The organism is Streptomyces sp. NBC_00989 (assembly GCF_045162655.1).
In the GTDB taxonomy this organism is placed as follows: domain Bacteria; phylum Actinomycetota; class Actinomycetes; order Streptomycetales; family Streptomycetaceae; genus Streptomyces.
Genome location: NZ_CP108728.1, coordinates 5,716,444 through 5,740,232 on the forward strand (window position 1 = coordinate 5,716,444; position 23,789 = coordinate 5,740,232).

The window sequence follows — 23,789 nt, forward strand, 5'->3', positions numbered from 1 at the left end:
GACGAGAGCCCCGGACACTATCGCCGGGGCTCTCAAATTTCTTTTAACGAAACGACCTCACAGCAGGTCTAATATAGGTGACCATAAGCCCGCTATTGGCCGGAAAATGCACCACCTCCAGGCACAACCCCAAGAGTTTCCCATTACTTTCCATCATCATGCTAGACCTTGCCGCCCCAGCACTTTCAGCCATATCCCACGAATTAGAATGGAAACTGAACATCCCCAGTTCAGGGCATTCATCCAAGCGGAAATTGATTGATGTACTAGGTTGTGGGCCGACTCCATTTTTGGCATTCACCTTGCGCTCTTCCATACGCGAGGGGCAGCGACAAGAGGAACCGAACATCTCCACCGGAGAGAGGAAGTTCTCGCCGTCACAGTGATGCTGCACCCCACCACGACCCCACAAAATCATTTCCATGATTATCGATTCCGGCCCGTCCACCTGAATCTGAAATCGAGAGACACCCGTGACTAGCTCTACTCCGGCGAAGTCATCCGAATTAATGTCCCGAATCCTGCCGCCAAATATCCCCCTAAGTTCGTCGGCAACACCCACCTTCTCTGCATTAATCCGCCAGAATTGACTAGTTTCGGGACGTTCATTTTGCCGACTGCCGAAGTGAAACCATCCCGCGCAATCGTCACGCAGCATATTTCCACCCCTCGGCGATCAGGTCCCTTCTGGTCTCGCGCAGGTTCGCCAGATCTTCGGCTATGCCGTATGCAATGTCTGTTTCGGCCGGAGAGTGCCCAGAGCCCACATAGCGCCAGGCTGATTCAGTGGCCGTCTCTCGGTCCTCCAGGGCAAGCAGGGCGCCCCTGCCCCGATGCTCGGCCCGGACAGAACGCAATGCCCCGTACGTGGTGGAGTACTGGCGGGATTTGGTGAGGACGTGTCCCCGGAATCCGAGTGTGTGAGCCCAGGAGCGGAGGTTGAGCGCCTCCAGTTCCGGCAGTGCGCCCAGGCGCCAGCAGACGGCCATAAGGGCGCGCAGGTGGGCATTCACGGGGGCTAGACGGATGCTCTCGAAGTCAGTGATGCGGTAGTCGATACCGCCCGCGTCACCAACGCTCTTTGAGACGTATTTCGCGACGTAGGCAGCAACGGCACTGTCGGTGACCGCCGAGGATTCCGTGAATGCGTCGCTGCGAATGGGGTGTACGTCGATCTGTTCACCCCACCTAATAACCCGCTCACCGGTCGCCAGAGAATACGGCGTGTGAACCTCCACCGATTCCGCAGCAGAGAGCACCACACCCGAGAGCAGTTCGGTGGTGGCCCACAAAGGTGGAGGCGAAGAAGGGCCCTGCGGACCGTCGACCCTGATCACCGCATGAAAATGCACGGCACCCCGTCGCTGGTATTCAGAAACTTTCGCGAACGAGACTTTCAGATGTTCACCGAGGCGGGTTTGTGTGATTCCTGCGGCAGTTGCCAGATGCCGCCTGAGCATGTGGCAATAGCGGTTCCACAGTGCGCCGGCACTTGCATGCCACAGGGCGTGTCCGGGGTAGTCGTAGCAGTCCCGGCACAGCGGCTGACCCACGGCAGAATCGTCGTCGGCATGCTTCTGACCGCAGCCGACAGGCCGCCCGTGTTCGCAGACTCCGCCGCCTCGTCGAGGACGGCACACATTCCCGTCAGGGCCGCCCGCACGGTGCACGGGGCCGAACGAGGGGGCGGTGAGGGTGACGAAGAGCCGGGGGTGGTGCCGAACGCCGTCCGTGACCCCTTTGCCGCCGAGCAGGCCGGAGCGGACGAGGTGGAACGTGTCTCCCGCGTGAAGGTAGGAGCACGGCTCACAGCGCGTTTCACGGCGGTTGCGGCAGCGCACCGGCATACGGCCGCCAGGTTCCTCGGTTGTGTCGTAGTGCCGCAGTACTTCACCGGTGAGAGCGTCACGGGTTGTGGTGTGTCCGGCGAGATAGATGGGGTGCGCGCATCCGCCAGTGGATTTGATCTGATCGAGCCAGCGCGAGAATCCTGGTTCGTGTACGAGCCGGATAAGGTCGCGCTCGGTAGAAGAAAGAAGGCGCAGACGCTCAGCCTCATTGAGGACCGAGCGCCGCGCCTTATCCGAAATCGGGAACATGGGGAGGGCCCCTTTCGCGAGGGATGGGCGCGGCGTTCATAAGTCAGCTCCTGATTTGTCTCTGCTTGGCTATAAATTCGACTTGGCTTCGCTTAGCTATGAGAATGCAGTTTGTGTTTAAAGTTGAGGGATGATCTCTTGCGGCCTTAGCATTTATTCCTGCTTCAGCCGAAAAAGATTCCGCCGATTTTCTGCACCATGAACCACACGGGATAAGCGAACGGGGTTCCGGCCAGCAGGAATCCGAACATTGAAATAAGGGTTGCCTGGTACCAGCGGATTTCCCGCGAGCGGGCGACCATGACGACGTACAGGAACAGGAACGAGTCGACAACCCACATGTCCGTCTGATTCATGACCCAGTCCCTCCTTTCTGGAATGTCGCGGAGTCGGGCTGAGTAAGGAACGGATTCACCGGGGGATCAGTCCGGGCGATCTCGGCCGTATCGGCAGGGGTGAGCAGGCGGGACCGGGCGCGCATCCACCGGCCACTCATGGCGACCACGGCAACGCCCTGTTCGTCCTCCGTGATGTTCTGCGCGGTGACCACGGCGTCCGGGTTGATATCCCCGAGGGTCATCTCCGCTGACGCTTCGTCATGTGCTCGGTGGGCAACGCGTCCTCCGAGCTGGGCACGCAGCGCGGTCACGCGGGGGCCGATATCGGAGCCGACCCGCTGGCCGGCCACCACCAGGTGGACGCCGAGGGCCGCGCCGAGTTGGGCGACGCGCAGGAGGAGCGTTCCGCACTGCTCTGCCTCGTCACGCGACTCCCGCGAGCCGTCCGTGAGATACAGCTCTGCCAGCTCGTCGACAATGACGACCAGGGGCACCGGCCGGTCGTAGTCGGGCAGTGCCCAGATGGACCGCTTGCCTGCCGCCCGGCATACCCGCATGCGTGCCTGGACCTCGTCGACCACGCCGGACAACAGACCGAGTGCCTGTGTGCGGTCGATCGCCAGCGCGGACAGGCGCCCGCCGAACAGGCCGAGTTCCATGCCGCCCTTGCAGTCGATGCCCACCAAGGCGACCGGCTGAGGCGCCAGCGCGAGCACCAGGGAGGCCAGCAAGGACGACTTGCCGGACTGCGTGGCCCCCGTGATCAGCCAGTGAGGAACGCGCCGCAGGTCGATCAGCCAGCGCTCGCCGTCCTCGATGCGGCCCACGTCGGCGGACAGGAGCACCGGCAACGGCCCACGGGCAGAAGGGACTTCACCGGTCAGCGGATCAAGGGCCGTGACATGGATGAGGACCTGACCCCGGCGAGGCGAGGTGACCCGCACGCCGTAGACGCGCCAGGCGTGTTCCATGGCTTGGGCCGCCTGGTAGTACGGCGCCGGAGTCTGCCCCGGATGCAGCAACACTCTCAGCCGCAGCCCGGTTTTCGTCGGCACCGGCCAGACCAGCCGAGGCGGCCTAGGCCGCAGAGCCGTCCCCTGCACCACCAGATCGCGGCCGATCACGCGACGGTCTGGCCGCATGCTCACCGACAGCCCGTTCAGGTAGGCCAGCCGCCGCCAGGTCGTGAGGACCCGCAGCGCGGTTTCCGGATAGCCGGTCAGCCACCAGCGCCACGGCCCCCGCCGAAACAGCCCGCCCCGAGCCTCAAGACGCGGTACCCACGACTTCCGAGTCACCACGCCGAGCAGGACGAGCGCGAACAGCACCCACGCGATCACGGAGCCGAGCATCACTCCGCCTCCCCTTCCTGGGTCTGGGCCAGCACGAGCCGGGCGCGCATCATGGCCGCTTCGGCGTGACGGGCCGCCAGGGACAGCAGGAAGCGGATCGTGGGTATGTCGTCGGATGTGGTGAGCAGTGCTTCGGTACCGGCCAGCGTCCGCAGGTCCCGCAGCAGCGAGCCGAAGGGGCCGTCGACACCGAACGGCGAGTCGTCCCCCTGGGGCATGTCCAGGGCCGTTGTGCCCGTCGCCGTCCGCATCTCGCGCGCCATGCGCTCCGCCTCTTCGGCGATGCGTCCAGCGCACGGCTCTTTGCATGCAAAAACCTGAGACTCGTCCGCAGGCGACCGACCGACCGCAATGGACGTGATCCTCTGCATCAGGAAATTCGCGGCGCACACCACGCAGGCCAGGCCGTCAGCCTGCGGGCCGCTCAGGTGCCAGAAGTAGCGCTCCATCACGAATCACCGCCCGCCGACTTGCCACGCAGACCGGCCGGAGCAGGAGCCGGCCCCGCCCCGCCACCCGAGGCCGACACGGGGATGATTGCATCGGCCCGGTAGGTCGTACCGGTCCGGCCGTCGACCGCCCATTCATTGGCCCACAGGTTCGTGACCTGTATTTCACTGCCTTCCGTGACGCCCTGCGGCTGACCGCTGGTGACCACGTGGACGACGTCCGTACGCCGCCCCGCCGCCTGCCTGATGGACAGACCCGTGATCCACAACGGGTTGCCCTCACGGTCGCGGCGCTGGTCACCTTCCAGCGTGGTGCGCGGTTCCGGAGCTATCACACAGCGGATGGCACCCAGCCGCGCTACATCGATCGGCTTGTTATCCATGGAAGTTCACCTCTCCCCTCACTAGGCACCAGGCCCGAACATCCGTCCGGGCGAGGTGGAGCGATCATTTTCACTCGCAAACACTATCGAGGTCAACCACTTATCCGGATGAGTTGGGTCAGGTGTACGGAGGACGGACAACCACTTATCCTCATGAGTGGCGTGGTACGCGCTACCACGCACCACTGACAACCGACCCACGCACCGGCCCGACCACCAACCGCCCGGCACCCGTTGAACGAGTTACCGGCGACCGACAAGGACACCAGACATGGCAGCAGCCCGAGAGCACATCGAACGTGCCCCCTCCATGTACATGCAGGTTGCCCAGCGTGTAGCCGGCGACATCCGGCGAGGCCGCTACCAGTCCGGCGAACTCCTCCCGTCCGAGACCGAGATGGTCAAGATGTACGGGGTCGGCAAGCACACCGTGCGGGCCGCCATTGCTGAGCTGCGCACCATGGGGCTGGTCGAGTCGCAGCAGGGCAAGGGCAGCATCGTTCTTCCCTCCGGCGGAGTCCTGCCAGCGACCCGCGTTGAACGCTCCATCCAGCGCACCACGAAGGGGAGTTGGCGCCTGCCGGAGATGACGCAGACGGAGCCGCCCGCCGTCAGCCGGACCACGCTGGAGGGGCCCCCGGCACTCCTGTTGAACCAGCAGGACCAAGACGCCATCAGTGTTGACCGCATGATCCACGACCCGGTGACCGGCGCCCGCATGGCCCACCGTGTCCTGATCCCCCTGTCCACCGCGGCCGACGTTCCCTCGATCGCCGAGCAGCCCGACGCCGAGATCAGCAACCTGTACCAGCAGCTTGCCGACGCCGGACTCAATCTGACGTTCACCGAGCACGTCACCGCCCGCACCCCCTACCCGGACGAGCGGACAGCACTGGGCATCAGCGACGCCAGCCCCCTCCTGATCACCTACCGCATCACCGGCGACGCCGACCAGGAACACCCGCTGCTGTGCGAGGAGTTGAAGGCGCCCGCTGCCACGTGCCAGCTCACCTTCGCCATGACGCCGGCCAAGACCTCTACCCAGCGCGCCACTCGCCGACGATCAAGTTAAAAGTCCGTACATTTCGCAATTGGAATCAAGGGTGATTTCTCGCCACTTCAGAGATTTCGGTCTAAAGGGGTGGTCAAGGACAAGTTTTCTTCATAAGATCCACAAGGAAGTCACAGGCGATATGCCGCCGTGGCTGAACGACGGGGGTTCTTTGGGGAGGGAACGCACTCAGTGCTGTCTTGCGGTGATTGCAATCCGATAGCAGCAGTTCCCTTTGCTTTGTTTTCCTCACACGGTGCCCTTTCTTCGGTCACGGATGGCGAACCGACCACGAAGGATGACGCATGCGAATCAAGTACGTCTTGCCGGTGATAGCCCTCGCAGCAGGGACCGCATTCACCACGGCCACTCCCGCGAGCGCGGACACAAATTGCAGTATCGGCAACTTCTGTCTCTTCTACAATTCCGGCATGGCCGGGACCCACCTCCACTTCAACAACAGCGTTGCCGACCTCGCCGGCTACACCTTCGACTGCTGCGGTGCTGGCGCTGGCCAGTCAGTAAAGAACAATGCCGCATCGGCCAGGAACGATTTCACCAACTACAACGTTCGGGTCTACTACAACTCGAACTACTCTGGTCCGTCTGACCTCTTTGCACCGGGGACCGCGAAGAACCTGGTGAACACGTACAACGAAGACGCTTCGCTTCGGACGTTCTCCTAAGAATCATAAAGCATCGATTTCGATGCGAACCCTAAAAGGGATCAAGGGAAGGCATCCTGCAACTGCAGGGTGCCTTCCCTTGCAACCCGTCACTTGAAAGTACACCGATGAAATCATTCTCTTCCATTAAAACTGGCTCGGCTGTAGCCATGGCATGTAGCTTCCTACTTCTTTCCGCATGCTCAGAGAGCAGCACCAAGGAAGGAGATAAGGGCTCGGATGAAATGCCTCGTAATGCGTCGACACAGAAGTCTGAGGACAGCACCGACCTGAGGCTTCCCCTAGATAAGTATCTTCTAACAGCAGACGAGCAGAAAATCATCTCTCAAGCGCGTGAAGCTCTAATCAAAAAATGCATGACTAGGCTTGGGGCTCAGTATGAACCTACCGAGCAAGAGGCGTCGCCTGAAATCGGCAACAATGAACGGCGCTACGGATTGAACGATATAGAGCTAGCCAAAGAATCCGGATATCACTTGCCGGGCCTCGATCAGCAGCCGAGCGAGAATTACTCGAAGACAATCTTGAAACTGCTGAGAGGCGGAATTGACACTTACAAAGGGGTGTCGGTGCCAGCGAAAGGCTGCCTAGGGGAGGCGCAAGGCGAGCTAAACGAAGTCAAAACACAAGAGAGCCTACAGGGGGCACAAGATCTAAACGTAAAAAGCTACCAGGAGTCACAAAAAGATCCTGCGGTAATAGCGGCGTTTAAAGAGTGGTCGAAATGCATGAACGCGGCAGGCCATAAATACACTGATCCAATTGCCGCCATAAATGACAAGGAATTCTCAACCTCAAAACCTGGAGAGCATGAAAGAAAAGTTGCGGTCGCCGATGTGTTGTGCAAGGAGAAGGTGAATATCATCAGCATATGGTCATCTGTCGAGAGTACTTATCAGATGTCTCTGATAAAGGAGAATTCTCGCGGGCTAGAGGAGGGCGAAAACGCTAAATTGCGGACGATAGGAGTTGCAAATTTGGCCATCTCAAAGTAAGGCAGTTAAGCGGCAGCCTGGTCAGGCGCGATGCGATCCGGCTTGGGAATCCCGCCGATCTTACGGCCTCCGCTACCATCCTACGTGGCCACAGGTTTTCCATACCGGGACAAAGTGGCTCACTATGCAAGCGATCAAAGACTTGGGTGGCATGGCGCTTGTAGTCTCGGAAGAAGCCACCATATGGCGTCATGTTGTATTAATCCTCCGAGCATGAAGCGGGTACGATTGTGGCTCATACTGACAAAAATTTCGAGGCAAACCTCAGAGATTCCCTGCATGCGACCTCCCAGAACTTCAGAGCGGATTTTTCAGCTCTCCAAGAGGCCGGAAAAGCGCGAGGGCGACACCTTCAGAGGAAACGCCTAATTTTCGTATATGCATCTTTGGCAATCGCGGTCACAATAGTCGCGCTGCTCATCGTCGGAACGCGATGAGCCTCCCAACCTGAGGTGGCAGAGGCGCATTGAGTCATTCCGTGTCCACCATCGCTGCTGACATACAGGGCACACGAATGTCCCCCTAACCGCCCGCCGCCCCGATCGAGCGCACCACGCTGCATCGGCAACGCCGACCAGGAACGCCCGCTATTGTGCGAGGAGTTGAAGGCGCCCGACGTCACATGCCAGCTCACCTACACCATGACGCCGACCAAGGCCCCCGCCGCCAAGCGCCTCGCCCGTCGCCGCTCCGCATCGGAGTAACTTCTCTTTACTTGCTCAAGGGCGCGCCCTGCGGGCGCGCCGGGCGGTCCTGCCGCCCCGGCCGGGCGTGCGGCCTTCGGCCGGTCCCGTCCGGTCGGCAACCGCCCGACACCCCACACGCCCCGACCCAGCAGAAGGCCCCCCGCGTAGTCAGCGCGAGGGGCTTCTGTCGTCTGTCCAATCCGTCCCCAGGGAGGCGAGCCTCACGAGATCGAGGCCCGCCCCCGCCCCCTCATGGGACCCAACTCCGCCCACTCCGCCGTTGGATGCCCTCTGGTCCTACTGTGGCCGGGAACTGGCGCGGAGTCGTGAGATGGCGTGCTGCAAATTGGTGAAGGCACGCTCTTCCTCCCGTGGACTCACGCGGGAGGCGGCAAGAACGCTGTCCCGCGCCCTGCGGATACGGGCGTACGCGTCGAAGCAGTTGAGTACCTCCTGAATCAGGAGCTCAGGCGTGGAGGGAGGCGGAGCGGAGGAAGCGTTGGGGGATGGCATCGCAGACTCTTGTCTCGTTGCAGAACTACGGGTCAGGAAGAAGTGGTGCGTCCATGAGGCGCTGCATACCCAGCTCCCCCAGCACACGCAGACTGCGGGCCGAAGCATGGGTGATCATGAAACGCGTACCGGATCGGTGCGCGACGGCTGCGGCGGCTAGGAGCAACGCGCGGGTCTCCGGGGCGAGATAGGTGACCTTGCCTAGGTCTACTTCCAGGACGCTCGGAGCCCGAGCGAAGGCTCTCAGGAGTTGCCTCCGGACCCGAGGCGCCTTGCCGGAGTTCAGCTCTCCCCGCAGCCGGACCACGGTCCGAGCGTGAAAGCGGAGAAAGAGCGTGAGAGGCACGGGAAGCCTTCCGGGCGCGACGGATGCGTCGCCGACCAGACTTCCCGGCACACCACCCACCCCGTGAAAGCGAGCTGAGCTGTCCTCACAGTACGCGTCACCACGGTCACCAGCACAGTGTGACCAGAGTCAGCTAGAAACCACTTAGAGCGACTACCACGGCCGCTTCTCCGGTTCACCAAGGACGCCAACGCTGCTCAGCGTGGCGCCCAGCGCCGTGACGAGAGTGGTTGCGGGCGGTGGTACCAGGGGTGCTACAGCACACCCCTGGACCCCGCCCACGCGTGACAACCTCAATCGCAGATGCCGGTTTCGTCATGGCCAAGATCCGTGTGCGATTGAGGTCATCCCGCACGTTGACCAGTCACTTTCCCTAGGCATCGGGTCCTCAGAAGACTTCCAGCCATGCGCCGGCCCAGCCTGCCCGAACAGCCGTTTCGCCCTACCGGGTGCAGCTCGCCGTGTGCTGCCGAACGGCGAAGATCGCAGGACCCGCACCCGTGATCTTGATCCGCTTCCGGCACCCCGCGCAGACGATGAACTCTCCGTGCCGATCAGTCTCGACCGTCACCCGAGAGCCCTTCGCAGTCCTCCAGTCATCGCGCGCCATCCCCGCTCCCCTCCCTCTCATCTCCCAGCATGTGTCATCGGGCCCGCCGTAACACCCGAGCTATCAGCCGTGCATCCTCCGGTCTCAGCCACACCACCGGTTCACCGTGCGCCCCCGAGTGAGGCACCGCCCGCACTGCCCCCTCGTCAACGCCCATGTCCCGTAGCGCGCCGTTGACTTCGTCGGCCGCCTCCGCCGCCATGCGCCAGCCCGACACGTAGTCGACGCCCGGCACATACGCGGCGTCCTCAGGTTCGGAGTAATCCCCCGCCGAGCTGTTCACCATCGCACACTCTCCCCTATCCCCTTCGTTGCCGCCCACACCCCCAATGAAGCCCACCACGCCACGAGGAGTAGAGCATTGCTTAGCACGAGCAAATAGATCAACAGAATATGCTCACGCGTCACACGAGGGTCCAGGCACCGGCAGCGCGGTCACGGAACTGAGCCAATCACCACATTCCCTACATGCTTTCTTCACGAACTCTCCACACTTTCGGATTGTGATCACACGGGAACGGCCCTCCCCCGCCGTAGCGGAGAAGGGCCGTCGACCTACAGACTTCCGGCAGTCGATCAGTACAGATACATCTCGGTCACCCAGCCCGTGAAGCCCCGAGGAAGGCCACCCCGCGAAGCCTTCACGAGCCGGACCTTGTCCCAGCGCTGCCCACGACGGTCACGCGCCGACGCGATGGCCTTCACGCGCTGCCCCCGATAGATCAGGCCGAGGATCATCCGGTTCGTGCCCGGACCCGTGCGCACCCGCAACCCGTTCACCGTGGCCGTCTTGTACGGGCCGTCGTTCGCGCTGTTGATCGTCGCCGCCTGACTGGACTGAACGCCCGACCGCTCCAGGTCCGGGCTCAGCGCCGACGCACCCGAGACACCCACCAGGCCGACGCTGGCCACCAACGCAGTCGACACGGCCAGCGACCGCAGTGCATTACGTCCCATGATCAAAACCCCTTCGATTCGGAAGAGGACGAGCAGCCGCCAACCTGCCACCAGGCAGCCACTCATCCGGATGAGTGGCCAGCATCCGCCAGTCGACCTCAAGAGGTCAACCACTTATCCGGATGAGTTGCCTAACCGTCGGGAGCCCCTCGAACCCGCAGGGGTACGCTCGCGCCCATGACTGACTACCTTCAGGTGTCCACGGCGACAGAGACCCGCGAGGCAGCCGTCAAGCTGGCTCAGTCCGCAGTGTCATCGCGGCTGGCCGCAGGCGCCCAGGTCATCGGCCCCGTCATCTCCGCCTTTTGGCATCTCAGCGAGTTCGGGACCGGAGAGGAATGGCAACTATTGCTGAAGACGCGAGCGGACCACTACGACCGCTTGGAGGCTCATCTCCTAAGGAATCATCCGTGGGACAACCCTGAAATCGTAGCCGTGTCGATCATCGCTGGATCAGCCGCTTATCTGCGTTGGCTCGGCAGCAGCCTTTCAGATACATCAACGGACTAAAATTTAGGCGCGTGCCATTTCCAAGACTTCGGCAACAGCAGGAAGATCACGGTGGGCACTCAGCTTCTGAATTATCGACGCCATACGCTCACGCGGTCGAACCGAGGCAACACCGGACAATAGCTCAAAGGCTCGGCCGGTTACACTGGCAGCCTGTTCGACTTCTCCAGAAGTCAAGTAAGAGTCAGCCAACCATGACAAATACAGGCTCTTATCTCGTGCATGCGTGTCGCCATATTTACTCAGCGCATTTTCCAGAACAGGAACTGCGCGTAGAGGGCGCCTTAGCTCCGCCCAACAACGGCCAGCCATAATCTCAAGCTCATTGCTGTCTACCCATGCTACCCAGTCGGGTTGCGGATTCGCCCCTTTCTCACCGAGCGCAGTCTCAGCCGCTTTGAGCGCCCGCTCCATCTCGGTAGCATTTCCTGCCACGGCGTAGGCCCATGCAAGACGTTCGTTTAGCAGCGCACGTACGCCGGCAGGTGCATCCGGACCAGCCGTCCGGCAAGACTGTTCAGCTATTTTAACGCCCGCCAGTCGATCCCCGTTGCTCTCCTGATAGGCAAGAAACGCCAACGCGTTTCCAGCAAGCGCCGAATCCGCCGCTTCCGATGCTGCCGCATAGCTATCTTCGTAGAGGCCACGCGCTACAGCGTGTTTACCACCATCGAAGGCGGCCCATCCCGCTTGCTGCGCTTGTTCGGCGAGAACGGATAGCAACCCCGTTCGGGTCTCTTGCGAGTAACTGCGATCATGGAACAGGCTCTTGGTCGCTTGAAACTCACCGATGTAAACACGGTAAGTGTCACCGCCGCCAAGGACGTCATCCAAGCGACGCAAACGCGCCGTCCTCCGTCGAAGTTGTTCAGGTACCTTCTCACCGATTCGTTGCCCTATTTCTACGGGTTCGAGATCGGGCAGGCCTACAGCCAATCCGACACCCACAGATGACTTAACGAAATTCCTGCGCCGCACTAAATCTCCATCTCTCTGTGTGGAATTGACGCGTGCGGACGCCTTATCAGTAGTAGGTTCCACCGTCTCCCAATAACGCGGGACAATACCAAGCATGCGCCCGGGGATACGTAAGGCATCTGCGATTTGCGTGATCTTGCTGAAGGTACTAACTCTGCCTTCTCCGCGCGCGAGGGCTCCCACCCGCTCCGGTTTCATGTCGCACTCGGCGGCGATCTTCGAATAACTGATGCCCGCCTCGCTCCGTGCGATCCGGAAAACGGCGCCAAAGTCATGGGCCTCGATCGCAGAACGCATGTCTTCTCGGCGCAGCAGGTCACGTGGTAGCGCCGTTGGCGGTTGGTATGCAGTCATCTGGGCCCCGTCGCACCTACTGGTCACAGTGTGTAGCACCGGCTCAACCATCAGCCTACCCATCATGGGGATACCCATGATGGGGAAGTCAGGTCCCTTACTCCGTACGAAGGTTGGGAACCGGAGAGACCCCCTCCCCGGAAAGGCCGGGGCAACACATACGGAGTGGCCATGGCGCAACAGGCCGAGGGACAGACAGCAGCCCCGGAGCGCGGGGCGCTTGTCTACGACCCGGAGACCAGAAAGGTAGGTGAGTACCAAGGCAAAGCAGGGCCCTACGCCATGCTGCGTCCCGTAGGCGGAGGCCGCGAGTGGGAAGCCGATCCCACCTTGATCCACGAACCCACCCAAGAGGAGCGACTGAGCGCCGGACTCAAAGCCGCCAACTCCCGTTCCAAAGGCGCGCTATGACCACACGCGTCTTTCGCTTCGTCCCCTTCACCATCGTGCAGGACCAGGCCGCAGAGCCCGAGTACTTCGCACGCTGCGTATCCGGGGATGAAGCCGAGTGCGGCGCAGAGTCCGGAGCCCTGCCGACCCCGCGCGACGTCGAAGAGTGGCAGCGCCAACACACGCAAGACACCCTCCATGTGCGCTACCGGCGCGTGTTCGCCGACTACGCCGTATTGGAGGCGCCCCCTGAGCTTTCGCCCGCCGATACAGCAGGCCGGCGAGTACAGAACCCCAGTTCAGAGCGCGACCACACCATGGCCAGATTCAGCCCGAAGACAGCCGAGGCACCAGGCCAGTTCTAGACCCCCGCCCCTGCCGGACGAGCCAGTCAAGTGCTCCCCCGCACCACGACGAGCCCCGGCAGGGGCGGGCCCTGCCCTTGTAGCTCAGTCAGGAAGAGCCTGGTAGCACGGCGCCTTTCGCATTCACGCTGCGCGTACCAGTAACCCCGGTTCGAGTCCGGGCGAGGGCACTTCCGCTTGGTTGCCTCACGTCGGTGAGAGGCAACCAAGCGGGCATCAGGGAACGATCCGAGAGAGGAGCGTCACCGTGCTTGAGACCGTGGACACCGCAGATGAAGGCGACGGAGGAGGCAACGGCGACCGACGGCAGCCCCCGCTGATGGACTCTGAGAACCACAGGGTGCGATCCGAGTTGGGCCGTGCCCTTCTCAAGTCGGGGGCGCTGGACTCCGATTGGCTTCCCTCGTTCGCCCTCGTCCAGCGAAGCGCGTTCCTGCCGGACCTCATGTGGCCGTTCGACATGGCCACCGCCCGGACCGTGACCGTGGACAGGACCAAAGACCCGGAACTGTGGCACCGATACGCGGAAGACAACGTCCCGATCGTCACCCAGTGGGACGACGGCAAGCATCAAGGGTCGGAGCCCGGCGAAGTCTCAACTAGCTCCATCTCGATGCCGTCCGTCGTGTTCCCGATGCTGCGGGACCTCGAAGTCCGCCTAGGGGACCGGGTGTTGGAGATCGGCACCGGAACGGGCTACAACGCCGCGTTGCTTGGGGTACGGCTCGGACTTTCCCAAGTCGTGTCGGTGGAGGTCGATCCCGCCATTGCAGCGGCGGCCCGGACAGCGCTCGAACGAGCCCGGTTGCCCGTTACCGTCATCACGGCAGACGGGTTCGAGGGGTACGCGGCAGGCGCCCCCTACGACCGCGTGATCGCCACTGTGGGTGTGCGCGAGGTCCCCTTCGCCTGGGTGGAGCAGACCTCACCGGGCGGGGTGATCGTGGCGCCCTGGGGAACGCACTTCAGCAACCAGGATGCCGTAGCCCGACTGATCGTGTCCGATGACGGTGCCAGTGCCTCAGGGCACTTCACGGACCCCGCCGAGTTCATGAATCTCCGCTCGCAGCGTCTCCCTTTCGCCGGGCACAACGCCTATGCGCCGGCCGGGGTGCAGGGCGCGGAGACGTCGTCGACGACCCTGCCGGAGGAAGTATTCACCGGGGGCGAGTTCGGTGCCCCCGCGTTCGCGATCGGTCTTCGTGTTCCGCAGTGCACCCACACCGTTGCCTTGAAACGCGAGGGCACCCGACGTGTCTGGTTCTACGGACTCGACGACATGTCATGGGCATGCGCGTTCTTCCGCAACGATCACCCCGAAACGACTGTCTACCAATCGGGTCCGCGCCGACTGTGGGACGAAGTGGAGTCGGCCTACGGATGGTGGGAAAGGGCAGGCAGGCCGGGGCATGAGCGGTTCGGGCTCACTGTCGACGCAGAAGGGCAAACCGCATGGCTGGATGAGCCGGGGGCATCCTGGTTCGTCTAGTGCCTGAGAGCCGCCCCAGTTGCCTCCGTAGAAGGTGACGGGGTCGGCCAGGACAACTCAGCAGAGACGAACTGAGCACCGGCCGAACGCCCTGACCTGAGCCACCAAGTCCGAAGCCCCGTCCAGACAAGGACGGGGCTTCGGGCATTTCCGCTCTACAGGCGTCTACAGACCGCCCTCGCCCATCCCGTGGACGGCGGGGATGGTGCCCAGCCGCCCCTTCTGGAAGTCCTCGAAGGCCTGCTGAAGTTCCTCACGGGTGTTCATGACGAACGGGCCGTAGTGCGCCATCGGCTCACGGATCGGCTGACCGCCGAGGATGACGACCTCCAGGTCCGGGGTGTTCCCGTCCTGCTGCTCGTCCGCGCGAACAGTCAGCGAGGAGCCTGCACCGAACACGGCCGTCTGGCCCAGGTGGATCGGACGACGCTCCGCGCCCACCGACCCCTTGCCCGCCATGACGTACACCAGGCCGTTGAAGTCCTCCCGCCAAGGCAGGGTGAGTTCCGCACCCGGCGCAACCGTCGCGTGAACCATCGTGATCGGGGTGTGCGTGATGCCGGGGCCCTGGTGACCGTCCAGCTCACCGGCGATGACCCGCAGCAGCGCGCCGCCGTCCGGAGTCGTCAGCAACTGCACCTGACCACCACGAATGTCCTGGTAGCGCGGGGCCATCATCTTGTCCTTGGCAGGCAGGTTCACCCAGAGCTGGAGCCCGTGGAAGAGACCGCCGGACACGACCAGCGACTCCGGCGGCGCCTCGATGTGCAGCAGGCCCGCACCCGCCGTCATCCACTGCGTGTCGCCGTTGGTGATGGTGCCGCCACCGCCGTTGGAGTCCTGGTGATCAAAGACGCCGTCGATGATGTACGTGACGGTCTCGAAGCCACGGTGCGGATGCCACGGGGTCCCTTTTGGCTCTCCAGGCTGATATTCCACCTCGCCCATCTGGTCCATCATGATGAACGGGTCGAGGTGGCGGTAGTTGATCCCGGCGAACGCGCGGCGCACCGGGAACCCTTCGCCCTCGAAGCCACTCGGCGCCGTCGTGACAGTGAGCACGGGACGAGCGACAGCGTCAGCCGAGGCGGCCACGCGCGGGAGCGTCAGGGGGTTGTCGACAGTTACAGCAGGCATGGTGACTCTCCTTCAGGTGGAAGTATCCGCAGCTCAGCGACCGTGTACCGATGTACGCACCCAACTGGTAGAGTCCTTGGGCTCGCCCGGCGCGTACTCCACCTCGCCCATCTGGTCCATCATGATGAACGGGTCGAGGTGGCGGTAGTTGATCCCGGCGAACGCGCGGCGCACCGGGAAGCCCTCACCCTCGAAACCGCTGGGCGCGGTCGAGACGGCGAGCACGGGACGTGCCACGGCGTCGGCCGGCGCGGCCACGCGGGGCAGGGTCAGCGGGTTCTCTACGGTCACTGCAGGCATGTCGGGACCTCCTTGTGCGTCGAGTTTAGTTGAGCGTTGAACTTTCTGCTACCCCACAACAGAAGAAGCCCGGAGGGCATTCCCTCCGGGCTCACACCGGCATGAAGCGATCGAGATCGAGATCGAGCGATCGACAGGGCTCGCGATCAGCCGTACATCCTCCGCATCGCGAACTCCACCATCTGCTCGACCGCCTTCGCGTCGAACACCATCCGGTGCTCGCCCTCCATGTCGACGACGAAGCCGTAGCCCGTCGGCAGCAGGTCGATGACCTCGGCGCCGGTGATCACGAAGTACTTGGACTCCTTGCCGGCGTAGCGGCGCAGTTCCTTGAGCGAGGTGAACATCGGGATCACCGGCTGCTGGGTGTTGTGGAGTGCGAGGAAGCCCGGGTTGTCGCCGCGCGGGCAGTACACCTTGGAGGTCGCGAAGACCTGCTGGAAGTCCTCGGCCGCCATCTGCCCGGTGGTGAACGCGCGCACCGCGTCCGCGAGCGAAGGCGGGGACGGCTCGGGGTAGAGCGGCGGCTGCTGGCCGTAGCCGGCCGCGCCACCGGCCATCTGCTGCTGGGGCGGGACGTACCCCTGCTGAGCGCCCACGTTCTGGTCGTAGCCGTACATGCCCGCAAGAGTACTGAGTCACAGATGGACGGCTTGGGGTTGCGTCTTATTACCGACGGGTAGCATCATCGTAGCTACTGCTTAGTACAAGTCTCGTCGTACATATCTTTCTACGGAGTCGTCGCCATGGGGCACTACAAGTCGAATCTCCGCGACATCGAGTTCAACCTCTTCGAGGTCCTCGGGCGCGACAAGCTGTACGGGACGGGTCCGTTCGCGGAGATGGACACGGACACCGCGAAGAGCGTCCTGGAGGAGCTGACCCGGCTCGCGGAGAACGAGCTGGCGGAGTCCTTCGCCGACGCCGACCGCAACCCGCCGGTCTTCGACCCGGAGACCAACACCGCGCCCGTACCGGCGTCCTTCAAGAAGAGCTACAAATCCTTCATGGAGGCCGAGTACTGGCGGCTGGGCCTCCCCGAGGCCATCGGCGGTACGACGGCTCCGCCCTCCCTGATCTGGTCGTACGCGGAGCTGATCCTCGGCGCGAACCCGGCCGTGTGGATGTACTGCTCCGGGCCGGCCTTCGCCGGGATCCTCTACGACGAGGGCAACGACGTACAGAAGAAGATCGCGCAGCTGGCCGTGGAGCGGACCTGGGGGTCCACCATGGTGCTGACCGAGCCCGACGCGGGTTCCGATGTCGGCGCGGGCCGTACCAAGGCGGTTCAGCAGGACGACGGGTCCTGGCACATCGAGGGCGTCAAGCGCTTCATCACGTCCGGTGAGCACGACATGGAGGAGAACATCCTCCACTACGTGCTCGCGCGGCCCGAGGGCCACGGGCCGGGCACCAAGGGGCTCTCCCTCTTCCTCGTGCCGAAGTTCCTCTTCGACGTCGAGACCGGCGAGCTGGGCGAGCGCAACGGCGTGTACGCGACGAACGTCGAGCACAAGATGGGCCTCAAGGCGTCCAACACCTGCGAGATGACCTTCGGCGACCGGCACCCGGCCAAGGGCTGGCTGATCGGCGACAAGCACGACGGCATCCGCCAGATGTTCCGGATCATCGAGTTCGCCCGCATGATGGTCGGCACGAAGGCCATCTCGACACTGTCGACCGGCTACCTCAACGCCCTGGAGTACGCCAAGGAGCGCGTCCAGGGCTCCGACCTCGCGGCCTTCGGCGACAAGGCCGCGCCCAAGGTCACCATCACGCACCACCCGGACGTGCGCCGCTCGCTGATCACGCAGAAGGCGTACGCCGAGGGCATGCGCGCCCTGGTGCTGTACACCGCGTCGATCCAGGACGCGATCGCCGTCAAGGAGGCCGAGGGCGAGGACGCGTCCACCGAGCACGCGCTCAACGACCTCCTCCTGCCGATCGTCAAGGGCTACGGCTCCGAGAAGGGCTACGAGCAGCTCGCCCAGTCGCTCCAGACCTTCGGCGGCTCCGGGTTCCTCCAGGAGTACCCGATCGAGCAGTACATCCGGGACGCCAAGATCGACACCCTGTACGAGGGCACCACCGCGATCCAGGGCCAGGACTTCTTCTTCCGGAAGATCGTCCGCAACCAGGGCGCGGCCCTCAACTCCCTCGCCGAGGACATCAAGAAGTTCCTCGCGCTGGGCACGGGCGGCGAGGACCTGGCGGGCGCCCGCGAGCACCTCGCCAAGGCGGCCGTCGAGCTGGAGGCCATCGTCGGCCTGATGCTCACCGACCTCGCGGCGACCGAGCAGGACGTCAAGAACATCTACAAGGTGGGCCTCAACACCACCCGCCTGCTGCTCGCCTCCGGCGACGTCGTCGTCGGCTACCTGCTCCTCAAGGGCGCCGCGATCGCCACGGAGAAGCTGGAGGCCGCCTCCACCAAGGCCGTGTCCGCCAAGGACGTGGCGTTCTACACCGGCAAGATCGCGGCCGCGAAGTTCTTCGCCGCGAACGTTCTGCCCGGCGTGACCCTCGCCCGCAAGGTGGCCGAGGGCGTAGAACTGGACCTGATGGAGCTGGACGAGGCAGCCTTCTAGGCGACCGCGGAACACGTTCCAGGACAACACCGGTACAGCTTCGCGAATCCCCACATCGCCCTTGTGAGGGCCCGTTCCCAGCCCCGGGAGCGGGCCCTCGTACGTCGTTAAGGTGAACCCCATGAGCGCACCCTCCCGCTTCGACCGCGGCCACACCGACGACCTGTTGTCCTTCCTGGCGGCGAGTCCCACGCCGTACCACGCCGTGGCGAACACCGCCGAGCGGCTGGAGAAGGCGGGCTTCAGGCAGGTCGCCGAGACGGACGCCTGGGAGGGGACGACCGGCGGCAAGTACGTGCTGCGCGGTGGCGCGATCGTGGCCTGGTTCGTCCCCGAGGGCGCGGCTCCCCACACCCCCTTCCGCATCGTCGGCGCGCACACCGACTCCCCGAACCTGCGGGTCAAGCCGCGTCCCGACACCGGCGCGCACGGCTTTCGCCAGGTCGCCGTCGAGATCTACGGCGGGCCGCTGCTCAACTCCTGGCTCGACCGCGACCTCGGCCTCGCCGGCCGGCTGACCCTGCGGGACGGTTCGACGCGGCTGGTGAACGTGGACCGGCCGCTGCTCAGGGTGCCCCAACTCGCCATCCACCTGGACCGTTCCGTGTCGGCGGACGGCCTCAAGCTCGACAAGCAGCGCCACCTCCAGCCGATCTGGGGCCTGGGCGACGACGTCCGCGACGGCGACCTGATCGCCTTCCTGGAGGAGGAGTCGGGGCTCGCGCCGGGCGAGGTCACCGGCTGGGACCTGATGACGCACTCGGTGGAAGCACCCTCCTACCTGGGCCGCGACGAGGAGCTGGTCGCCGGTCCGCGCATGGACAACCTGCTGTCCCTGCACGCCGGCGCCGCCGCGCTCGCCTCCGCCGCCGCCCGCGAGAACCTGCCGTACATCCCCGTGCTCGCCGGTTTCGACCACGAGGAGAACGGCTCGCAGTCCGACACGGGCGCGGACGGGCCGCTGCTCGGCGGGGTCCTGGAGCGCTCGGTGTTCGCGCGCGGCGGGTCGTACGAGGACCGGGCGCGGGCCTTCGCCGGCACCGTCTGCCTGTCCTCCGACACAGGTCACGCGGTGCACCCGAACTACGCGGAGCGCCACGACCCGACGCACCACCCGCGGGTCAACGGCGGTCCGATCCTCAAGGTCAACGTCAACAACCGCTACGCCACGGACGGTTCGGGCCGCGCGGTGTTCGCCGCCGCCTGCGAGAAGGCGGGCGTGCCCTTCCAGACCTTCGTCTCCAACAACTCCATGCCGTGCGGCACGACCATCGGCCCGATCACCGCGGCCCGGCACGGCATCAAGACCGTCGACATCGGCGTGGCCATCCTCTCGATGCACAGCGCCCGCGAACTCTGCGGCGACCAGGACCCGTTCCTGCTGGCCAACGCGCTGACGTCGTTCCTGAAGGGTTAGTCAACTCCCGCCCGGCGCATGGGTGTTGCCTTCCCGGGTACCCGGAGGCGGACCGGGCCGACCGGACCGGACAGGGAGGCGACACTCATGGGCCTGGGCGGATGCATCATCCTCATCGCCGTCGGCGCGATCCTCACGTTCGCGACCGACTGGCAGATGCAGGGGGTCAATCTCGACCTGGTCGGCGTCATTCTCATGGTCGTCGGGCTGATCGGGGTCGTGACGTTCAGCAGCATGGCCCGGCGCCGACGCGTGGTGATACCGGGTCAGACGACCGTCGTCGAGGACGACGAGTCGCGCGGCTACCGCGGCGGCTACGGCGCCTGATCACGGGCGGGCAAGGGCGGACACGGGCGAACAGGAGCCTGATCCACGCCAGTTGGGATCTTTCCACGGTGGATACGTGGGCGTAGTCCGCACTCGGGCCGAATCGCCCGCACAGGACATCCACAGACAACCGTGAGCATTCCGTGACGCGGTGCGCATTGTGCGATTGTGTGAACCTCGTGAAGACTCTGTGCAGTTGAGGGCCCGGGGAGAGGCAGCCCCGGGCCCGTCTCACGATCTTCATGGGGGGCCGCTGCCGTGCTCGAACCACGGCTGGTGGTCCTGATCCCGGCCCACAACGAAGCGGACCGCATCGGTGCCGCGATCGAGGGCCTGTGGCGCCAGACCCACAAACCCGACCTCATCGTCGTCGTCACCGACAACTGCACCGACGACACCGCCGCCGTGGCCGCCTCGCACGGCGCCGAGGTCTTCGCCACCCACGGCAACACCCACAAGAAGGCCGGCGCCCTCAACCAGGCCATCGACTGGGTCCTGCCCCACCTCGACGAACGCGACCTCCTCCTCGTCCAGGACGCGGACACCGTCCTCAACCCCTGGTTCAGCGAGACCGCGATGGCCACCTTCAACCGCAAGGTCGGCGCCGTCGGCGGAGTCTTCTACGGCGAACAGGGCGGCGGATTCCTCGGCCTGCTCCAGCGCATGGAGTTCCAGCGCTACGCCTGGGAGCTGGACCGCACCGGCGGCAAGGCCCAGGTCCTCACCGGAACCGGCACGATGTTCCGCGCCCGCGTCCTGCGGGAGGTCCGGGACGCCCGCCACTCCGGACTGATCGGCGGCGGCACCGGCTACTACAGCCTCGCCTCCCTCACCGAGGACGACGAGATGACCAAGGCGGTCAAGACCCTCGGCTACCGCGCCATGTCCCCGGCGGGCTGCGCGGTCACCACCGAGGTCATGACCAGCCTCCCCAAGCTCTGGCACCAACGCCTCCGCTGGCAGCGCGGCGCCCTGGAGAACCTCCGCGACTACGGCTGGACCAAGGTCACCGTCCGCTACTTCCTCCAGCAGTTCCTGATGGGCTTCGGCGCGCTGTCCTTCCTGGTCTACCTGACCTTCATGGCGACCTACACGACGCTCTACGGCTTCCCGGGCATCTCCCCGTTCTGGACCGCCATCGGCCTGATCTTCGTCGTCGAGAAAACCGTCTCGGTCCGCCGCGCAGGACCCCTCGCGGTCCTGGTCGCCGCGCTGATGATCCCCGAGATGCTCTACGACCTCTTCCAGCACGCCGTCTACTTCACCTCGCTGTGGGGACTGGCCCGCCGCAGCGAGGAGAAGTGGGTGGCCACCTAGCCCACCCCTCACACCCTCACGTCCCTCGCACCCCTCAAGGAGAAACGTCTATGTACGGAAGAGTTGTCGGCGCCGGCACGACCGGCGCCGGTGGGGCCACCCTGGCCGCGACGGGCCTGTGGCTGAACAGCATGGCGATGATGGTGGCGGCGACGACGCTGGTGGCGGCCGGGATGGCGCTGTACAAGCTGGCACCGCGGGCGCGGCGCCGCTGATGACTGCGGCTGCTCGCCTGCGGCTCCGCTGATTCCCCGCTACCGGTCCGCTGATCCCCCGTCTCAGGCGTCCTGGTCGTCCTGGTCGTCCCGGTCGTCCATGCCGGCCAGCACGAGGGGGAGACGGTCCGCCCCGCCTTCGGTGAGGCGGACCGGGACGCCCCAGTCCTGCTGGTGGACACGGCAGGCGGGGTACTCGTTGGCTGGGTCGTCATCGCAGGAGGCGGCCATCGCGGAGACGTGCAACACGCCTTCCGCCACGGCCGGGTCGAGGGCCAGGGTGCGGTTCAGGTCCGTACCCGCGCCCTCACCGGCGAGGAGCAGCCCGGGCGGGGTGGCGGAGACGAGCAGCCGGGTCGAGGGGCCGTAGCGCGTGTCGAGTTTCTGCCCGGCCGGGGCCTGGAAGATGACGTCCAACGTCAGCTCGCCGGAGGCGACTTCGGTGGCCGCGCGCTGGGTGCGATGGGCCACGGACTCGACGCGCACCGCCTCCTCCGGCAGCCGCAGCCGGGTCAGCCGGTGCCGGGCCGACTCGACGACCAGGATGTCGTCGCCGACGAGCACGGCGTCGCTGGGCTCCCGCAAGTCCGTTGCCAGCGTGGTGACTTGGCCGGTCGCCGGGTCGTAGCGGCGCAGGGCGTGGTTGTACGTGTCGCTGATCGCGACCGAGCCGTCCGGGAGCGCGGTGACGCCCAACGGGTGCTGGAGCAGCGCCTGTTCGGCGGATCCGTCGCGATGCCCGAAGTCGAAGAGGCCGGTGCCGACTGCGGTGTGCACGGCCCCGTCGAGGTCCACCCAGCGCAGGGCGGACGTCTCGGAGTCGGCCACCCACAGCCGGTCGGCGGTCGCGGCGAGCCCTGAGGGCTGCGCGAGCCAGGCCTCGGCGCCGGGTCCGTCGACGAGACCCTCGTTGGTGGTGCCGGCGGTGACGAAGACGGTGTTGTCCGCCGGGTCGTAGGCCCAGAGCTGGTGGACTCCGGCCATCGCGATCCACACCTTGCCCTGCCACCAGGCCACGTCCCAGGGCGACGAGAGGCTGACCTCGCGGGCGGGGCCCGACGTGGGCTCGCCCTGCATCCACTGACGGCCCGTACCGGCGAGGGTCGTGACGGTGCCGGTGGCGAGATCGAGCCGTCGTAGCGCGTGGTTCACGGTGTCGGCGACGACGACGGAACCGTCGTCGAGGAGGGCGAGGCCCTGCGGCTCGTTGAAGCTCGCCGAGTCGGCCGTACCGTCACCGAACCCGCGCGCGCCGGAACCGATCCGCCGTACGACGCTCTCCCCGTCCGCCGCCACCTCGACCAGTTGGTGCCGGGTGGTGTCGCTGACCAGGAAGGTGCCGGACGGCAGGGCCAGCGCCTTGCCCGGGAAACGCAGGACCGTCGGCTCCGGCTCCGGCGCCACGTACGGCCCGTCCCCGCGCCGGAGCGTGCCCTTCGCCGTGTGCTCGGTCTCCAGCTCCGTGACCAGGCGCTCGATGGCGTGCGCGTGGCCCTCGCCCGCGTGCTGTGCGACGACGTACCCCTCCGGGTCGATGACGACGAGCGTCGGCCACGCGCGCACGGCGTACTGCTTCCAGGTCGCCAACTCCGGGTCGTCGAGCACCGGATGCTCGACGCCGTACCGCTCGACCGCGTCCACGACCGCCTGGTGCTCGGCCTCGTGCACGAACTTCGGCGAGTGCACGCCGATGATCACCACCGTGTCCCGGTGCTTCTCCTCCAGCTCCCGCAGCTCGTCCAGAACATGCAGGCAGTTGATGCAGCAGAAGGTCCAGAAATCCAGGATGACGATGCGTCCCCGCAGGTCGGCGAGGCTGTACTGCTTCTCGCCCGTGTTCAGCCAGCCGCCCCTGCCGGTGAGCTGGGGGGCGCGGACGCGGGCGCGTCGGGAGGTGCGGGGCGAGGGTGCGTCGGTCATGGATCAAGAGTGCCACC

Annotated in this window: 25 protein-coding genes and 1 tRNA gene; 12 read left to right on the plus strand and 14 right to left on the minus strand. The window is 64.8% G+C overall.

Translation table 11 applies throughout. From position 1 onward, the window contains the following. Positions 1 to 43 precede the first annotated feature (43 nt). The 6 genes from OG714_RS25085 to OG714_RS25110 all read right to left on the minus strand — a co-directional run bounded on the left by OG714_RS25085 (position 44) and on the right by OG714_RS25110 (position 4,621). Positions 44 to 658 carry a hypothetical protein gene (locus tag OG714_RS25085; RefSeq protein WP_406124229.1) on the minus strand — a complete coding sequence of 205 codons (615 nt, stop codon included), beginning with the start codon at positions 656 to 658 and terminating at the stop codon, positions 44 to 46. Continuing rightward, entirely contained in the window at positions 648 to 2,099 is a 1,452-nt protein-coding gene (locus OG714_RS25090; protein WP_406124231.1) for a replication initiator, read from the minus strand. Before OG714_RS25090 ends, OG714_RS25085 begins: the two co-directional genes overlap by 11 nt. Positions 2,100 to 2,263: 164 nt before the next feature. Next, entirely contained in the window at positions 2,264 to 2,455 is a 192-nt protein-coding gene (locus tag OG714_RS25095) for a hypothetical protein (protein WP_406124233.1), read from the minus strand. Then, a complete protein-coding gene (locus OG714_RS25100; protein ID WP_406124235.1) occupies positions 2,452 to 3,789 on the minus strand; it encodes an FtsK/SpoIIIE domain-containing protein in 1,338 nt (445 codons plus the stop codon). The genes OG714_RS25095 and OG714_RS25100 overlap by 4 nt, the downstream gene beginning before the upstream one ends. Beyond that, on the minus strand, positions 3,789 to 4,238 hold the full coding sequence (locus OG714_RS25105) for a hypothetical protein (RefSeq protein WP_406124237.1): 450 nt from the start codon (positions 4,236 to 4,238) through the stop codon (positions 3,789 to 3,791). Before OG714_RS25105 ends, OG714_RS25100 begins: the two co-directional genes overlap by 1 nt. Next, entirely contained in the window at positions 4,238 to 4,621 is a 384-nt protein-coding gene (locus tag OG714_RS25110) for a hypothetical protein (protein ID WP_406124238.1), read from the minus strand. The genes OG714_RS25105 and OG714_RS25110 overlap by 1 nt, the downstream gene beginning before the upstream one ends. A 271-nt stretch (positions 4,622 to 4,892) precedes the next feature. Here OG714_RS25110 and OG714_RS25115 point away from each other — a divergent pair, with 271 nt between their 5' ends. The 3 genes from OG714_RS25115 (at position 4,893) to OG714_RS25125 (ending at position 7,353) form a co-directional block, all read left to right on the plus strand. After that, the gene (locus tag OG714_RS25115) at positions 4,893 to 5,693 is read left to right on the plus strand and encodes a GntR family transcriptional regulator (protein ID WP_406124240.1); all 801 of its coding nucleotides are present in this window, start codon (positions 4,893 to 4,895) and stop codon (positions 5,691 to 5,693) included. 284 nt (positions 5,694 to 5,977) lie between these two features. Then, entirely contained in the window at positions 5,978 to 6,358 is a 381-nt protein-coding gene (locus OG714_RS25120; RefSeq protein WP_406124242.1) for a peptidase inhibitor family I36 protein, read from the plus strand. A gap of 107 nt (positions 6,359 to 6,465) precedes the next feature. Then, on the plus strand, positions 6,466 to 7,353 hold the full coding sequence (locus tag OG714_RS25125) for a hypothetical protein (protein ID WP_406124244.1): 888 nt from the start codon (positions 6,466 to 6,468) through the stop codon (positions 7,351 to 7,353). 1,224 nt (positions 7,354 to 8,577) lie between these two features. On the opposite strand, the gene OG714_RS25130 is transcribed toward OG714_RS25125, so the two are convergent. The 3 genes from OG714_RS25130 to OG714_RS25140 form a co-directional block, all read right to left on the minus strand. Next, positions 8,578 to 8,958, minus strand: a complete 381-nt coding sequence (locus OG714_RS25130) for an STAS domain-containing protein (RefSeq protein WP_406124246.1) — start codon at positions 8,956 to 8,958, stop codon at positions 8,578 to 8,580. 584 nt (positions 8,959 to 9,542) lie between these two features. After that, positions 9,543 to 9,794 carry a hypothetical protein gene (locus tag OG714_RS25135; protein WP_406124247.1) on the minus strand — a complete coding sequence of 84 codons (252 nt, stop codon included), beginning with the start codon at positions 9,792 to 9,794 and terminating at the stop codon, positions 9,543 to 9,545. Positions 9,795 to 10,084: 290 nt separating this feature from the next. Continuing rightward, entirely contained in the window at positions 10,085 to 10,465 is a 381-nt protein-coding gene (locus OG714_RS25140) for an SH3 domain-containing protein (RefSeq protein ID WP_406124249.1), read from the minus strand. 177 nt (positions 10,466 to 10,642) lie between these two features. On the opposite strand from OG714_RS25140, the gene cutA reads away from it, so the two are divergent. Next, positions 10,643 to 10,975: a divalent-cation tolerance protein CutA gene (gene cutA, locus OG714_RS25145; RefSeq protein WP_406124251.1), complete on the plus strand. Its 333-nt coding sequence runs from the start codon at positions 10,643 to 10,645 to the stop codon at positions 10,973 to 10,975. Between the two features lie 3 nt (positions 10,976 to 10,978). Here cutA and OG714_RS25150 read toward each other — a convergent pair whose 3' ends face one another. After that, positions 10,979 to 12,250 carry an XRE family transcriptional regulator gene (locus tag OG714_RS25150; RefSeq protein WP_406124253.1) on the minus strand — a complete coding sequence of 424 codons (1,272 nt, stop codon included), beginning with the start codon at positions 12,248 to 12,250 and terminating at the stop codon, positions 10,979 to 10,981. A 464-nt stretch (positions 12,251 to 12,714) separates the two neighbouring features. Here OG714_RS25150 and OG714_RS25155 point away from each other — a divergent pair, with 464 nt between their 5' ends. The 3 genes from OG714_RS25155 to OG714_RS25165 all read left to right on the plus strand — a co-directional run bounded on the left by OG714_RS25155 (position 12,715) and on the right by OG714_RS25165 (position 14,551). Then, positions 12,715 to 13,062, plus strand: a complete 348-nt coding sequence (locus tag OG714_RS25155; protein WP_406124255.1) for a hypothetical protein — start codon at positions 12,715 to 12,717, stop codon at positions 13,060 to 13,062. 73 nt (positions 13,063 to 13,135) lie between these two features. After that, positions 13,136 to 13,232 (plus strand) — tRNA-OTHER (locus OG714_RS25160). 149 nt (positions 13,233 to 13,381) lie between these two features. Continuing rightward, positions 13,382 to 14,551 (plus strand): methyltransferase domain-containing protein, encoded by a 1,170-nt coding sequence (locus OG714_RS25165; protein ID WP_406131941.1) that lies wholly within the window; start codon positions 13,382 to 13,384, stop codon positions 14,549 to 14,551. Between the two features lie 165 nt (positions 14,552 to 14,716). On the opposite strand, the gene OG714_RS25170 is transcribed toward OG714_RS25165, so the two are convergent. From OG714_RS25170 to OG714_RS25180, 3 genes are all read right to left on the minus strand, one after another. After that, on the minus strand, positions 14,717 to 15,688 hold the full coding sequence (locus OG714_RS25170) for a pirin family protein (RefSeq protein WP_406124257.1): 972 nt from the start codon (positions 15,686 to 15,688) through the stop codon (positions 14,717 to 14,719). 33 nt (positions 15,689 to 15,721) lie between these two features. Continuing rightward, on the minus strand, positions 15,722 to 15,988 hold the full coding sequence (locus OG714_RS25175; protein WP_406124258.1) for a hypothetical protein: 267 nt from the start codon (positions 15,986 to 15,988) through the stop codon (positions 15,722 to 15,724). 146 nt (positions 15,989 to 16,134) lie between these two features. Then, positions 16,135 to 16,608: an SseB family protein gene (locus OG714_RS25180; RefSeq protein WP_406124260.1), complete on the minus strand. Its 474-nt coding sequence runs from the start codon at positions 16,606 to 16,608 to the stop codon at positions 16,135 to 16,137. 126 nt (positions 16,609 to 16,734) lie between these two features. Here OG714_RS25180 and OG714_RS25185 point away from each other — a divergent pair, with 126 nt between their 5' ends. The 5 genes from OG714_RS25185 (at position 16,735) to OG714_RS25205 (ending at position 21,852) form a co-directional block, all read left to right on the plus strand. Continuing rightward, complete coding sequence (locus OG714_RS25185; protein WP_406124262.1) at positions 16,735 to 18,576, plus strand: acyl-CoA dehydrogenase; 1,842 nt, start codon at positions 16,735 to 16,737, stop codon at positions 18,574 to 18,576. Between the two features lie 121 nt (positions 18,577 to 18,697). Further along, positions 18,698 to 19,993 (plus strand): M18 family aminopeptidase, encoded by a 1,296-nt coding sequence (locus OG714_RS25190; RefSeq protein ID WP_406124264.1) that lies wholly within the window; start codon positions 18,698 to 18,700, stop codon positions 19,991 to 19,993. Positions 19,994 to 20,080: 87 nt separating this feature from the next. Further along, the gene (locus OG714_RS25195; protein WP_366095948.1) at positions 20,081 to 20,320 is read left to right on the plus strand and encodes a DUF6458 family protein; all 240 of its coding nucleotides are present in this window, start codon (positions 20,081 to 20,083) and stop codon (positions 20,318 to 20,320) included. Positions 20,321 to 20,578: 258 nt separating this feature from the next. Further along, positions 20,579 to 21,637 carry a glycosyltransferase family 2 protein gene (locus OG714_RS25200; RefSeq protein WP_406124266.1) on the plus strand — a complete coding sequence of 353 codons (1,059 nt, stop codon included), beginning with the start codon at positions 20,579 to 20,581 and terminating at the stop codon, positions 21,635 to 21,637. A gap of 50 nt (positions 21,638 to 21,687) precedes the next feature. Further along, positions 21,688 to 21,852 (plus strand): hypothetical protein, encoded by a 165-nt coding sequence (locus tag OG714_RS25205; RefSeq protein WP_019055237.1) that lies wholly within the window; start codon positions 21,688 to 21,690, stop codon positions 21,850 to 21,852. Positions 21,853 to 21,915: 63 nt separating this feature from the next. Here OG714_RS25205 and OG714_RS25210 read toward each other — a convergent pair whose 3' ends face one another. Continuing rightward, positions 21,916 to 23,772 (minus strand): thioredoxin-like domain-containing protein, encoded by a 1,857-nt coding sequence (locus OG714_RS25210; RefSeq protein ID WP_406124268.1) that lies wholly within the window; start codon positions 23,770 to 23,772, stop codon positions 21,916 to 21,918. Between the last annotated feature and the right edge of the window lie 17 nt (positions 23,773 to 23,789).